This is a genomic window from Desulfosoma sp. (assembly GCA_037481875.1).
GTDB lineage: Bacteria > Desulfobacterota > Syntrophobacteria > Syntrophobacterales > DSM-9756 > Desulfosoma.
On sequence record JBBFKY010000004.1, the window covers coordinates 202,323 to 216,683 of the forward strand.

Consider the following 14,361-nt stretch of genomic DNA (forward strand, 5'->3'; position numbering starts at 1 on the left):
GATTTAGGTTCCTTGCCCTAGGGATGTTGTTCGGGAAGAACCGGCCGTCCAAGGGCTCGAGGGGCTCGCGCCTTGAGAAACCTCACAACCCTTCCCACCCAAGGCCGAGCGGCAGCCCAGCGTTCCATTTCAGGTCGTTCAGCCAAGTGCATAAAGGCGAGCGTAAAAATCATGAGCGGAAAAGGAGCGGTTTGAAAGACCTGAGAAGGAATACTCGGCCAAAGACCCTGCAGGGTGATTCCCAGCATTTGCAGCAAAGCGAATAGATAGGCACCAAGAGCCACCTTCAAGGGATGCCAGCCTCCAAAGATGACCAAAGCCAAGGCGATCCACCCGATCCCTTCGGCCCCTTGAGGCCGTCCCCAACCGGGCTTTACACTCAACGAAAACGCCGCTCCCGCAAGCCCCACAAGAAGACCACCAACCACAGTATACAGAAACTGCACTCGTGGCGCGTGGATTCCACGGGCAAAAGCAGCTCCAGGATTTTCTCCCACGGCTCGGAGGATCAAACCAAACCGTGTCCGATACAGAAAAACCCATGTTAGTCCAATGCATAGCACCGAGACGTACGTGACCGCGGTGTGCTGGAACAAAGAAGGACCGAGCAGAGGCAAATCTTTGAGAAGCGGCACGGGGATCATGGGCACTTGAGGTCCCGGCAGTCGGGCGTAGTTGTTTCCCAAAAAATAGGCGAGATCTTTGGTCATGAGGGTGAGGACGAAGCCTACAGCCACCTGCGATTGCCTCAGGTGAAGGCTCATGAAGGCCACCACAGCCGCCATGAAGGCTCCCGTTGCGGCTCCGGCGCCAAAACCCAGCAGCAAAGACTGCGTTTCCAAAGCCGTCACAAAAGCCGCCATGGCCGCCAGAAGAATGGTGCCATCCAGAGAGAGATTAATGATGCCCGCCTTTTCCGTGACTGTTTCCCCCATGGCGGCCAACACCAAAGGAGCTGCCCCAGCTAGGAGGCTTGCCACAAAAAGGGAAACATGCCAGTCGTTCACGAGGTGTTTCTCCTTTTTGAGGTCAGGCCCTGGACCGCCAAAGCCGAAAGCACCAGACTGCCCTGAATGACCCCGGCAAGTGAAGAATCCATACGCAGCATCATGGGCAGTTGAATGCTTCCCACGTTCAAGGCCGCAAAGAAAAAGCAGATGACGGGAATCGGCTGCCATCGTTCATCGGCCAGCATGACCACCAACAAAGCCAGGTATCCGTATTGGCTGGAAATATTGGGAATAAGCCGATGATAAACAGCCAGGGCTTGGTAAGCTCCGGCCAAACCGGCGAGCCCTCCCGCCACAAGCATAGCCAGCAGCATCCATCGCCAAGGACTTAATCCCAGAAGATACGAGGCCTGCGGGTTTCGGCCGATGGCTTTCAGAGCCAGCCCAAGGCGTGTGGTTTTCAGGATCCAGGCGGTGAGGCCCATGAAAGCCAAGGTGGCACCCAAAGCATATGGGGACACGGCCCACCCGGCCAGGCCGGGAAACCAGTAGGCTTCCGGAAAGGTTTCCGTGCCGCTCATGCTGGCAATACCCGGTTGTTTCCAGGGACCGAATATGAGCCATAAAAGGAGACCTGTCGCCACAAAATTGAGGCCCAGACCTGCAAAGATCTCATTGACACCGGCTCGTGTTTTCAGAAGTCCCGCCCCGAGAGCCCAGAAACCGCCACAAAGACCGGCTCCCAAAAGTGCCGCAGGCAACACCAACTCAGGGGGAGCTCCGTTGAACCAGCGCACCATGGCCGTAGCCCCCACAGCCCCCAAAACCACCTGACCTTCCGCGCCGATGTTCCACAATCCGATCTGAAACGTGTAAAGCAAACCCAGGGAACACAGGGTCAAGGGTATCCAGACTCGAAAAACCTGGGCGAGTTTTTGCCAGGATCCCAAAGATCCGAAAAGAATATGGCGGTAGGCGTCCCAGGGGGAAGCGCCGCTTAGAGCCACCACGGCGGAACTGAGCCCCAGGGCTAGAGCCAAAGTCCAAAAAAGGTGCTGAAGGGTTTGTCGAAAAGATTGTGGCTTCATAGCGTCCTTTGGCATCAGAGGGACACACGGCCGGCAATGGCCCCCGCGACTTTGTCCGGGTGAGCGTCTCGAGCGTCCACATCCAACAAGATGCGCCCGTTAAAAAAGACCAGCACACGGTCCGAAACCATAAGAATCTCATCCAATTCCGCGGAACTGAAAAGGACGGTCATGCCTGAATCCGCCAGTTGTAGAAGATGTTCCCAAACCCAGTGGGTCGATTCCACATCCAAGCCTCGAGTAGGCTGTTCCAGCAGTAACACGGAAGCTTCGAGAGGGATAAGTGAAAGAAGCAGGCGCTGCTGATTTCCACCGGAAAGAGCGTCCGCAAGGGATTCGCTGGATCCTCGAATGCGAAACCTTGCTATCCTTTCTTCGGCCATGCGGCGTGCGTGCTGCCATGGGACACGCCATGTAGGGGGACAAGCAGCGAGAGCGACATGTTCCGTGAGGGTGAGTCCTGCGATGAGCCCTTCCTCCAATCGTCCTTCCGGCACGAAAGCGACGCCGCGCCTTCGAAAAGCATGATGCTCCCATCCGGTGCAATCATTTCCGAAGAGGCGTAGACGGCCCGAGACAGGCTTTTGCAAGCCTGCGGCGAGCCTCAGAAAAACGCCCTGACCACTTCCTTCCAGCCCGGCCAACCCCACCACTTCGCCTCGGTAAAAGGTTGCCGTGGCTTCCCGCAGTCCCGATCGACCTCCAAGCCCGCTCACGTTTTCAAATTCCAAGCTGATGTGCTCAAAGGATCGAGCCGATTTCTGCAAAGGAGCCGGCGGGGTGCCGAACATAAAGGTAAGAATTTCCCGAGGATCAAAAGGAGCCTCCAGGGATCCCGTCACCTGCCCTTGGCGCAGAACCGTCACCTGATCGCATAAGCTTTCCACATCCTCGATCTTATGTGAAACCAAGAGCACGGTCTTGCCGTCTCGGGCCACGCGCCGTAAGGCTCGAAAGAGAAGTTCCTTTTGTGCCGTGGAAATGCCTGTGGTGGGTTCATCCAAAATAAGCAGACGGCATCCGAGAGATAACAAGCGGATCAGTTCCAATTGCTGACGTTCCCCCAAGGTGAGGGATTCCAGGGGAGTTTGAGGATCCAGGTAAAAACCGAAATCGCGGCACAAGGATTCCAGTGTGTCGGCCCATGTCTTGGAAGATTTTCGGGAAGAAGCCGGCTGTCCGACCAAAAAATTTTCCAGGACCGTCAGAGAGGGAAAATCCGAAGGTTCCTGATAGAGCATGCCGATGCCGGCTTGAAAAGCTTCGGCGGGATGGGCGAAACGAACCGGTTTTCCATCAAGCAGAATGTCTCCGGAACTTTTGGAAACGGCCCCGGCGAGGATTTTCATGAGGGTGCTCTTGCCCGCTCCGTTTTCTCCTAGAACTCCGTGAATGGTTCCGGAGCGTACCGTGAGATCGATGCCTCGATTGGCATGGACCGTTCCGTAGTGTTTGTGGATTTTTCTAAGTTCAATGTTCATGGAAAAGGTCCAAAGAAATTGTGTCAAAACGTCAAATGTTGTTCAGTCTGTCCCCTGTTTGAGATGAAGACGAAGCCCGGGTTTCGTGGCCGACACGGCGGTCGGCCCTTATGGGTGCTGCGCGGATCGGTATGTATGGGCCGACACGATGTTCGGCCGGAACGAGCTATCATGACAGGCAAGGGCCCTGAATGCGATCGGGTTTTGGGGCCGACACCGCGGTTGACTCCTACTGGGTGCTGCGCGGATCGGTTTGCATGGGCCGACACGGTGTTCGGACCCTACAGGGAACATGCATAGGGCCTGCCTGATTCGACCTGCCGTTCGGCTCCTGAAGGCTCCTCCGCCGGCGATCCGCACGAAAACGAGAGGCGGCTCGCTTCCATGAGCGCACCGCCTCCAGCATCTGCCCTTGTCCTCTGTCCTACTTGGCGCTGCTCTGGCCTTCCATGCCCTTCAGAAGCTGTTTCATGGTCCAAATGTCTTGATCCGAAGCGATGGCTCCGGCCGGTACAAACACGGAGCCATCCTGATAATACAAAGGCCCCGCGAACAGGTTCAGACTTCCGGAAGCCAGATCCGTCACAAAGCCGTCCAAAGCTTTGGCCGCTTCAGAGCTCAATGCGGCCCCCTTGATGAAACCGAGAGAACTGGTCTGTTCATTGTTTAAATCTTTCCAATCGGGTCCCAACCACAACCATTGGGATTTCCAAGCCCCCGACATGGCAGCCTGAAGAAGCGACACATATCCAGGACCCCAGTTGTAATAGGGCACACCCAGGCAGGCGTCCGGAGCGGTTTCACAGGCGCCCTTGTAGTCATAAGGCACCGCCCACACTTCTCGACCTTCCTTGCGCTTCTGGGATGCCACCGTCAAGGCTTCGGCCGTGTCGATTCCTGAAATAACCACATCGTAGCCGCTGTTAAAAAAGTTCTGAGCCACCTGAGTGGGATCCGCCGTGACTCCTGGAATATTGAACCAAAAACCGATCCAGGTGACCTTAAAGGCCAACTTTTCCTCCGGTTCCTTGCGTACCTGCGTCCATGCATGGCGGGCTCCCAGATAGGTTGCCGCCGCAAGGCGGCGGGTTTCTTCATTGATAAGCGGACCCAGGTAACCGATTTTTCCCGTTCTGGTCGTCAAAGCGGCCACAAAGCCAGCCATCATTTTGCCGTATTCCATGCGCCCCATAAGGTTGGAAAGATTCGAAGGGGCCTTGCCGGTGAGCACGTCGTCTCCGGAAACATGCACGAAGTAAACCTGAGGGTGCTGCAGCGACGCTTCACGAATGCCGTCCTTCATGTCATCGGAATTGGCGATAATCAGCTTGGCACCCTTGGATACCAGATCATCCACCACCTGGGGAATCGTGACACCGGGTCGGTCTGCAGGGTTGACTTTATCGATATAGAGCATTTTGGTTCCGGGAACAGTGCGTTCCACGTAAAGGCCGGCATCATAGTGTGCCTGGCTCCAACCCTTGTCGTTGTAAGGCCCCACCAGAAGCAGCCCGAACACAAAAGACTTTTCTTCGGCTCGAACCGGTGCTTCGGACCACAAAAGCACCACGATCGTTAACACCATTGCCCAAAGGCTTCGTGAACCTTTCACAGCCATTGTCCCCCTCCCGAAAGATGTGCGTAAGGTTTAAAGACATTTAAAAATTTCAAGTAGTTCCCGAACACTCGAACTCCATCGGCCGAAGGATTCTAAAGAAAAGGGCATGTGATTGCAATCGGAGCTTGTGAAAAAAGCTTTGTCCACAAGGGCGGCGAACCTTGACAAGGAGAGATCGAAGCTTATAATGCCGACGAAACATCTTGTGCGTCGTACACAAGGTCATTTCGCCCCACAAGCGGTAAGGAGGTCACAGGTTATGCCCATTTACGAATACGAATGCACGCAGTGCGGTCAAATCACCGAAGCCATGCAACGTTTTTCCGATCCGCCCCTGACCGAATGCTCCCATTGCCGTGGGCCGCTGCGCAAGATGATTTCCATGAGCACGTTCCACCTCAAGGGATCCGGCTGGTATGTTACCGACTATGCCGGAAGGAAACAAAACGACAACTCCCATTCCCAAAAAAATGCCGATTCCGGATCCAGCGGTTCCGAAGGTTCTTCGTGTTCCGCGTCCTCTTCAGGAGCCTCCAAATCTTCCGACGACTAAACGCAGTCTTGACCATTCGTTCAATACCAACAAAAGCGGGCCTAAGCCCGCTTTTTTCGTCCTAGACTTTGAAAACATCGAAACCGTCTCTGGACTGATAAACGGCTGTCCGGTACGTCCGAACCGTCCGTAAGTTTAGACCGTTGGAGTTGTCCCCCATTACTTCCAAACCCTTAGTGGCGGACCGATGGGCCCACCCTAGACCCTTTAAACGGTCCTATGAATCCCATTTTCTTGCCGGCATCTGAAGATCCAAGGGCTGGAATCCGGGTCTTCTCCCTCATCTTTTGCCCAGGGGATTCATCCATGATCTCCCTGCTTGCCGGATGCTTCGTTCTTTTTCCCTGAAGTTTCACACCAATTCGATAACTACACATCCAACCCCAGGGCCGCTCGTGTCGCCGGCCCTACAATGCCGTCCACCTTCAAGGTACCCTTGGCCTTTTGAAACGCAAGCACAGCCCTATGCGTTTCCGGCCCAAAGACGCCGTCCACACTCACAGGATACCCGGCTCGCCCTAGAGCTTCCTGAAGCCGTCGCACATCGTCTCCTCGTAAAGCCGGTGTCTGCAAACGAAGCAGCCGCCCCGATTCCGGTTCTTCGGCGGAAACACGCACGGGAGGGTCCAGTAAAACGGAGGCATCGATCAGCACACCACGCACCATGAACGGAAGTTCCAACCCCCATTTGTTCTGATCGATCAGGCTGCCGAAGCTTTCCATACGGTACACGGTTTTTCGAAGCAGGGTGTTGCTGTGATGTTCAAGCCAGTCTCGGCGGCAACGCACGTAGCCTTGAATCCATGCTTTTTCTCCCACCTGGGAGGGTTTTCCGATCTGTTGCGTGGTGAGATCCCGAAGACGCTGCCAGGATCCATGCACGCGGCTGTCGTAGACCACGGAAACACCCAGAGCCGTCGAAATTTCCATGGATTTCGCTGAGGTAAGGCTCGGTTCCCAGTAGATTCGGTCAAAAAATCGATCCTGGCATTCACGCATGACGGGATCCTGCCCGGCATCACGGAGAAGTCCTTTGAGGCGTTCGTCGTAATTGAGAGAAGAGTCCCGTTTGGCCAGGCGATCCAAATAGATGGAAAGTTCCGGGCCGAAAGCGCTGGAGAAAGAGGAGCAGTAGTCCCGCACCAAAAGGTACAGGTTTCCACTGGCCAGAGTGGTTTGGGATCGGCCGTAGGTGAGTTCTCCGGGATCCATAGGATGATAGGTGACTTTGCCGTAATCCCCCTGAGGACGGCCTGTTTCAAAAACATTCACGATGGCCTGCGCGGCCTTTTTTTGAAGGTCACTGATCATGGAAGGCTCCTTAAGGTTTGAAGGCCCTGCCGAGTCTTCACTCAAGAGGGAAAAGCCTGAAATTGCCCTACGCATAATCCGGCGGATGCCGCCTTGACAAGACCCCGCGCAAAAAGCTATAAACGCATTGCTTCCACACCGGGGATGTAGCTCAGTTGGGAGAGCGCAGCCTTCGCAAGGCTGAGGCCACGGGTTCGAATCCCGTCATCTCCACCAGGAAAGCCTCTCAGGCCGTTGGAAAGGTTCCGACGGCTTTTTCTTTTTGTGCCGAGGGAGCGTTCAGGGCGGCTAGAAAATAAAGGAAGCCGCCGGCTGCCAGGATGGCCTGAAATCCAAAAGTCATGGATCCCAAGGCAGCCAAAAGGGCGCTCAGAACCGAAGCACATCCGTTGATGGCCCATGCCCACGGCACAAAGTCCATCTCAGTGCGCGCTAAAGCCCGCAGCCCCAAAGGCATGGGCATGCCCATAAAAAACGCCACTGGAGCCATCCCTAAGAGCGTGAAAGCCCATCTGAAACCGTCTTGCAACCCTTGAACCCACGGCGCCCATGCGACCCACGCCGTACCCCATACCAGAACCATGCTTCCCGTGAAAACCGTCAAGACACCCAGAATGTTTCGGCGCCTCAGATAGGGTTTTGGTTCCAGCCGCAGCACACACCAGGAAGAGGCGAGGCTTCCCAAACCCGCCCACAAAAGAAATGATCCGACACTTGCAGCAAAACCATAGACCGAATGCCCCAACACAAAGATGTTTTTTTGAATCGCCACGGTTTCCACAAAAAGAAAGGCAAGCCCCAGGGAACCGAAGTAACAGAAAGTCTTGGCGACCGTCTGCGGGGATCGTCCAAGAAAGGTTCGAAAACGAAGAGCCAAGGGAAGTGCTAAGAAGAGTGCGGCTGCAAGGAAGGCTTGAACCAAAGTCGCCAGAATCACCGGAACACCCCAGGAAAGAAGCGGGACAGTTCGGCCATGTTGTGTCCCTAAGAGCTCTCGTAAGGTTTTCCATCGTAAAAAGTGAAACACATAAGGTCGATTGTCCGTTACCGGATCGATCCGAAAAGGGTAGGTTTTCATGAAAGTGTCGGCTTCCTGATTCAAAAGCGCCTTCATGGCTCGATAGAGGGATTCTCCCCCGGAAACATGAAATCTCTGAGCATCTCCTGCGGTCATGTCGTCAAGATAGGCCAGGTCAAAAGAACGTTCCGCACAAAATTCTCGAATGAAATCCTTTTCCTTGGATGAAAACATGCTTTTTTTGACTAAAAGCAGCGCAGTGTTCCAATCATGAATCAAGGCCATGTGACGATCCTGGTGAGGGATACCGCGCCTTTCCAGAGCTTCCTTGGCTGTGGCTGCGAACCGTAGCGTTGCTTGAGGCGGTACGGAAAGACTGTGAAGAACGGCAAGAAAGCCGTTGGAAGATAATCGATCCAGGTAAGCTGTAAAGGCTTCCACGGTGGCGTCGTAGACTTCCATAAGACTTGCGGCGCCGCTCGCCGAACCACTGAGTATTCCCAAAGAAACCGGATGAATCACGTCATAGACTTGAGTCCTATTGCGCAGGAACCTTCGAGTATCCGTCCCATGCACGAAGACTCGGTTGGAAACATCCTTTGACGTCAGCCCCCATGCCCAGTGGATGGTCATTCGAGCGACATCCTCATGTCTTTCGACCACGTCCAGAGCAGAGACACCTTCCAGTAAGGCTATGGCTGGTTCCCAATTTCCGTGAAGGCCCAGATGAAGGACTCGCGGCCCTTCAGGTTTTTCCCCGTGAAGCCGTGCCAGTCTGTAGGGTAGGGTGCTCATGAGGCATTCTCGAAACGACGGCGCCAAGACAAAGGCTTCTCCGGAAAACAGGGGAACAGGCCCGATACCATCCACAAAAAGGGCTCGAGGTGTCCATGGAGGTTCCTCAGTGCAGGAAAGACTCCATCCCGAAAGGGATCGATAGGGCACATGAGGGCTTTCCAGCACCGTGACCCAACCCACTGGCCCAAAACGCTCCGTCAGTACTCGGGTTTCGGGAACCTTAAGGGCGTATGAGAAGCCCTTGTAGGGATAGGGTGTGGGAACCAAAGCCTTCTGAGGCACAAGAACCTGGATCGCCAGACATGCCAGAACACAGGCCGAAACCGGTGGAAAAAAAGACAGCAAAAGAGACGGTATGATACCCGCCGAATCTTTTTCGGTGTTCCGCCTTTCTGCCTTGCCCATACAAGAAAGGATCGCGGCAATGGCGGCCGAAACCGAAACCGCTCTCGAGGCTGATGACACATCCAACACATGGATCAGCCCGACCGCCAAAGCGGCACCCAGGGCGGCTCCTGCAAGATCCGCAAGATAGACTCGGTGAGCGCGTTGCGGTTCAGAACGAAAGGCCAATCCGACTCCGAGACCCGCGGCCAAAAAGGGCAGGCTAAGGGTGAGAAAAACAGCGGCAAGGGAACCTATCTGGCGTGGGTTCCAAAGGATTTCCAGAGGATTAAAAGAAATTCGGGAGAGCCCGGCAGGGCTCAGGAGCACCATCCAGGAAAGAAAAACCGCCGTCACGGCAAAAGCGGCTTTTGAACGTCGAAGCAAGAGGCGCTGGGCCAGGGTAAGCCCTGTGGCGCCGGCTCCGTAACCCAGCAAGGCCAGGCTCAGAATCATGAAGGCGAAATGATGGTCATGAACGATGTGCAGAACACGAACCAGAAGGACTTCGTAGGCAAGAGCGGCACAGGAAAGAAAAAAGACCGCCGGCAAAGGAATCATGGCTTGGGGCTGCTTCGAACAAGCGGCACGAAGGCTACGGGAAGCACCTGTTTGGTGGTCGCTGTGCCGTCTTGAGCCTTGTGCACCACGGTAAGATACTGTGTTAAAAATGGAGGTCCGACAGGAAGGACGAGTTTTCCTCCGGGTTTTAGTTGTTGCATGAGGGGTGGAGGAATATGCGGGGCTGCGGCGGTAACCATAATGCCGTCAAAGGGAGCATGTTCTTTCCAGCCGAAATAGCCGTCCCCGGTTTTTACATGGACATTCACATACCCCAGGTTTTTCAGGCGAGTTTCGGCACCTTGCGCCAGCTCAGGAAGGATTTCCACGGAGTAGACTTCCTTAGCCACCTGGGCCAAGACTGCGGCCTGATACCCGGAACCCGTTCCAATTTCCAGGACTCTGGCGTCTTTAGGGAGATCCAAAAGTTCCGTCATGAGCGCCACGATAAAGGGCTGGGAAATGGTCTGGCCGAACCCGATGGGAAGCGGTCGGTTTTCGTAAGCGTCATTCACGAGATGGAGCGGCACGAAAAGATGCCTGGGCACTCGACGCATGGCCTCAAGCACGTTCAAGGAAAGCGTCTCCCGACCCGTTTCCTGAGCCGTTGCAGCCATGTCGGCCAGCACCACGCGCAGCATGGCTTCCCTCTTTTCACGATACTTTGGGTCTTCCTCGGCGACCGCCCCCGAGATGCCGAAAGCCCCCAGAACCCATAGCAACACGGCCAGGAGCCGTTGAGGGGCTCTACGGTCATTTCTTCGCATATTCTTGCCTGTCAAGGGCCTTCCCTCCTGGGCTCAACCCACCACACATGACATGATCCAGAAAGGACTCTAAACGCATTTTGATCCTGCACACCTGGGTATTGGTTCTGGATGTAACAAATCGTCTTTCCAGTGACAACGGTTACCCGAATTCGGCAAACCTTTCGAGGGAAGATTGAGAGGAGAAATAACAACGGGGGCTTCCGTCGAGGCCCCCGTAGCTTTTTTCGGTGGAAAGGATTTGTTGTTTAATTCTTTCGTTTTTTGCGAAGCCAGGCCACGCTTCCGGCAAGTCCCGTTCCAAAGAGGAAAAGCGTGGCTGGTTCTGGGATTATGTTCGGTGGCCCTCCCCCGTTCGGATCCCAGGTCACATCATGGGAGAATGGATTGTTTTCAAGCGTGGATCGAATCATTGATTGACCCTGTAAATCTGTGACAATGGCCAGCAAATCGAAATGTGCCCAAGATATGTATGGTGAATCCAGCCCAGACAGTGTGAGAGTCTTGATAGAACCATTATCGTTCCCTGTGCTTTCGTCGGAAAAATCAGGAACTAGAGTGGATTTCGTGAAATTTCCAATGTCGAAGAATAAGTAGGCATTGGCACTCGGAACTGGAGCATGATTGCGCACATCATTGTATTGACTGGGCCACCACGATAGGGTATTAAGGGATGTGTCGGTATAGTAAAAGGCTCCGTATGCGCCTTGGGCGTCGTCATCTCGATCAAGCTTTAGATTGTTGTAGGCGAAGGTAGCGTTATCGGTGTAAATCGAAACTAAAAGAATAGCTCCAGCGTCTTTAAAGGATGCATCAAATCCAAAGCTATATTCGGCATTATCATCATACCAATCCTTCCCTGTTCCGGACGAACCTGTGTATTGACCTCCAATCAACAAAGTTTGATTGTTGACACCATAGCTGGCTGCGGCATAGATGATATATCCAGATGTACGAGCAGTCTCCTCTTCCGGTGGGTTTGACCAGTTATTATAGTCTGCGTACAATCCAGTATCGCCCGGGCCGGCAGGGGCGCCCAACTGCAGGATAGGCACTGCCCAGCCCGTTGTGGGCATCATCGCCAGCGCCACCAAGAGCAAAGCCATCATAAGCCGTTTTTGCATAATCTCTCCTTTCTTTAAAGACGAGTGCGGTGCATCACAATTCCTTAAGCGCCTTATCCCTTTTAGAAAGTCTTTTCCTGCTCAAAACCTCATAGTCTTGCAAATCTGAGCGTACTTCCAGGTTCTGGAAACTGAATTAAGAACACACCATTAAACCTTGTTCTTTCATTTCTGACCTCAAAACCTCCTTAAAGACCGCCCCTACACATCCCATGACCGATCCTCATCCACAATCTTCTGCTAGGAGATGTTGTCGGGGCTTGGAAAACGGGTTTAGCAAGAAAAACGCCAGAGTTCACTTTTTAAAAACGGTTCAATATGTGTCATGAAATCGATAGGTTAGTGTGTCGCGTGTTCTAAGGGTCTTGGGTTGAGTGTGCAAAGACGTTCTCATATGTGCAAAGCCGTGCATCAAAAGGTGCAAAGTTTTGCACATTCCCTGAAAGGGATTCCGTGCGGGAGTCTCGGACTTCCATTTCCATGCAGGCGGTGGGCTTGGCTTTGTTTTGCTGCGGCGGAGATGGGCGAGGCAAAATCGGTTGTGGAATCGCTGAACGAAAGGCACGCCGAGTTTGGAAGCCCCACGGAGCCTTTCAGGCTCCCTGGGGCTTAAATTTTGCCAAAGGCTGTGCTTGAAACCTTATTTGATCACACGGATCGAAGTTTGCCCCTGGTTTCCTGCGGTGTCGGTGGCGACGGCCGTGATGGTATGCGTGCCCGAGGCGGCCGAAGAGGTGTTCCAGACATAGTCGAGTGACGAGGCGGTGGTGGAGGCTTTGAGCACGCCGTCGATGTAACATTTGATACCGGCGACTTTCACGTTATCTTTCGCCGCGATGGAAATGGTGACCTTTTTGGAAACCTTTGCGCCGTCGGTGGGGCTTGTGATGACTACTTGAGGAGGCTCGGCGTCCACAGGATCCGGAATGTTATCCACGGTGATTGTCACACCTGAGGATGTTCCAACGTTTCCGGCCTTATCCCACGCCTTGGCCGTCAAGGTAAGGGAGCCATCGGCAAATCCAAGCGTATCCACGGTAAACCCATAGGGAGCTTCCGTAGCTTCGCCGACCAATTGTCCATTGGCGTAGAGTTCGACGCGCTCGACACCCACGTTATCCGAGGCGGAGACATCCACCGCCACATTGCCGGAAACCACGGCCCCTGCTTTGGGCGCTGTGATGGTCACTTTGGGCGGTTCGGTATCCGGGGTTTGTGTTTGTGACGCCATAAGGGCTGCTGCGTGGGCGTCCACGCGACCGTACCCGTAGTAAATATCCCAGCCGTCGGATCCCAGATCCACTGCTGTTTGCTTCAAAATGTTTTCCACTTGATTCGGTGTGAATGCGGGATTGAGGGAAAAGACAAGAGCCGCTACGCCTGCTGCTGCAGGACTGGAAAAAGAAGTTCCGGAAACACTGGCATAGCCGCCGCCTCGAGCTGTGGTGAGAATGCCAGCTCCTGGAGCCGCCAGATCCACATAGTTGCCGTAACTGGACCAACTGGCCTTGACATCCGAGCTGGTGGTAGCGGAAACAGTCACGATAGCAGGGTTTTCCGAGATATTTTCCAAGGCTCCCGAGTTTCCGGCCGACGCAAAAACCAGCCCGCCCTTATTTCGAAAATAGTTGGCGGCGCTGGTGACAGTAGAGCTTCCGGTGACTCCGTAGCTGATGTTGGCAACCCGTGCCCCGTGATCCGCCGCCCAGGTGAGTCCGCTGGCGATGGTGCTGAAATAAGCATATCCGTCCGGCTGGCTGATCCTTACAGGCATGATCTTGGCGTTCCAAGCAAGGCTTGCCACTCCGAGGGCATTGTTGGCTGCAGCCCCGATGACCCCAGCCACGTAGGTGCCATGCCCATGAACATCGGAAGTGTCGGCATTGTTGTCATACATGTTCCATCCGGGAACAAGTTTTCCGGCAAGATCCGGATGGGTGCCGTCCACACCGGTGTCCAGAACCGCCGCAATGATGCCGTCTCCCAAGGTGTAGTCCCAGGCTGCGGGAGCCTTCATCAGGGGCAGATGCCATTGGCTGCTATACTTGGGGTCGTTGGGAACAGTGTCGTCGGGCGGAATCAGAGCATCCGGTTCGGCAAAGGCGATCTTGGGATGCTTGGAAAGGGCTCGAGCCACCGCTTCTTCCGCCTGGGGAGGCACCGAAACCACATGGACTCGAATCTTTTCCAAAACCCCAACACGACGAGCTCCATGTTCAAAAAGCACATCGTCCAGTTCGGTGTCATCGACCCCGACCCGGGCTTGGACCAGAATGCGTCCTTGAGCCCATTGGGGTTTTTCGGCCCAGGCTATAGAACCTTCCGCAAGCAGGGAAAAACCGAATCCGGCAAGAAGCAGAAGCATGCAGAGGTAAAAGGCGTTCAAGGCGAAAGCTGAGGCTCGAAACCTAAAAAGAGATCTGGAAAACCGTTTCAAACCGCTCATGATACACCTCCTGAGATTTTGGAATGTTTGGGCAGGAAACGGGAAGGCCATCTTCCGAGGCAGGAAGGAGGTGTTCCCGTTTCTTCGGCAACCCGGCCATCCCGACGGATCGGGATCCGTGGCTTTGCGTCCCCGCCTTACAACGGGTTTGCCCTTTCGGAAACGTGGGTCTCTTCGACCCTCGAGTTATCTATCGGAGGTTTCGGGAAGGAACTTGAGAAAATTTTGGAGTCTTTTTTGGAAGGGCTCGCTCATGCCATGG

10 protein-coding genes, 1 tRNA gene and 1 riboswitch are annotated in these 14,361 nt (G+C 54.4%); of the genes, 2 read left to right on the plus strand and 9 right to left on the minus strand.

Annotated elements, in window-relative coordinates; translation table 11 throughout:
• Nucleotides 1-17: 17 nt before the first annotated feature.
• From WHS46_07835 to WHS46_07850, 4 genes are all read right to left on the minus strand, one after another.
• Nucleotides 18-1,007 carry an ABC transporter permease gene (locus tag WHS46_07835; protein MEJ5348585.1) on the minus strand — a complete coding sequence of 330 codons (990 nt, stop codon included), beginning with the start codon at nt 1,005-1,007 and terminating at the stop codon, nt 18-20.
• The gene (locus WHS46_07840) at nt 1,004-2,038 is read right to left on the minus strand and encodes an ABC transporter permease (protein MEJ5348586.1); all 1,035 of its coding nucleotides are present in this window, start codon (nt 2,036-2,038) and stop codon (nt 1,004-1,006) included. The genes WHS46_07835 and WHS46_07840 overlap by 4 nt, the downstream gene beginning before the upstream one ends.
• Nucleotides 2,039-2,052: 14 nt before the next feature.
• A complete protein-coding gene (locus WHS46_07845; protein MEJ5348587.1) occupies nt 2,053-3,519 on the minus strand; it encodes an ATP-binding cassette domain-containing protein in 1,467 nt (488 codons plus the stop codon).
• A gap of 424 nt (nt 3,520-3,943) precedes the next feature.
• The gene (locus WHS46_07850; protein MEJ5348588.1) at nt 3,944-5,137 is read right to left on the minus strand and encodes a BMP family ABC transporter substrate-binding protein; all 1,194 of its coding nucleotides are present in this window, start codon (nt 5,135-5,137) and stop codon (nt 3,944-3,946) included.
• 259 nt (nt 5,138-5,396) lie between these two features.
• On the opposite strand from WHS46_07850, the gene WHS46_07855 reads away from it, so the two are divergent.
• Nucleotides 5,397-5,690 carry an FmdB family zinc ribbon protein gene (locus WHS46_07855; GenBank protein MEJ5348589.1) on the plus strand — a complete coding sequence of 98 codons (294 nt, stop codon included), beginning with the start codon at nt 5,397-5,399 and terminating at the stop codon, nt 5,688-5,690.
• 369 nt (nt 5,691-6,059) lie between these two features.
• Here WHS46_07855 and WHS46_07860 read toward each other — a convergent pair whose 3' ends face one another.
• Nucleotides 6,060-7,001: a peptidoglycan-binding protein gene (locus WHS46_07860; protein ID MEJ5348590.1), complete on the minus strand. Its 942-nt coding sequence runs from the start codon at nt 6,999-7,001 to the stop codon at nt 6,060-6,062.
• Between the two features lie 140 nt (nt 7,002-7,141).
• Between WHS46_07860 and WHS46_07865 the strand changes: the two genes are divergently transcribed.
• Nucleotides 7,142-7,217, plus strand: a tRNA-Ala gene (locus tag WHS46_07865).
• 10 nt (nt 7,218-7,227) lie between these two features.
• Here WHS46_07865 and WHS46_07870 read toward each other — a convergent pair.
• From WHS46_07870 to WHS46_07885, 4 genes are all read right to left on the minus strand, one after another.
• Nucleotides 7,228-9,762, minus strand: coding sequence for a hypothetical protein (locus WHS46_07870; GenBank protein MEJ5348591.1), 2,535 nt, complete (start codon nt 9,760-9,762; stop codon nt 7,228-7,230).
• Nucleotides 9,759-10,544 (minus strand): protein-L-isoaspartate(D-aspartate) O-methyltransferase, encoded by a 786-nt coding sequence (locus tag WHS46_07875; GenBank protein ID MEJ5348592.1) that lies wholly within the window; start codon nt 10,542-10,544, stop codon nt 9,759-9,761. The genes WHS46_07870 and WHS46_07875 overlap by 4 nt, the downstream gene beginning before the upstream one ends.
• Nucleotides 10,545-10,777: 233 nt before the next feature.
• Nucleotides 10,778-11,653 carry a choice-of-anchor N protein gene (locus tag WHS46_07880; GenBank protein MEJ5348593.1) on the minus strand — a complete coding sequence of 292 codons (876 nt, stop codon included), beginning with the start codon at nt 11,651-11,653 and terminating at the stop codon, nt 10,778-10,780.
• A gap of 640 nt (nt 11,654-12,293) precedes the next feature.
• Nucleotides 12,294-14,099 (minus strand): S8 family serine peptidase, encoded by a 1,806-nt coding sequence (locus tag WHS46_07885; protein ID MEJ5348594.1) that lies wholly within the window; start codon nt 14,097-14,099, stop codon nt 12,294-12,296.
• A gap of 83 nt (nt 14,100-14,182) precedes the next feature.
• A riboswitch (cyclic di-GMP riboswitch) is annotated at nt 14,183-14,262 on the minus strand.
• Between the last annotated feature and the right edge of the window lie 99 nt (nt 14,263-14,361).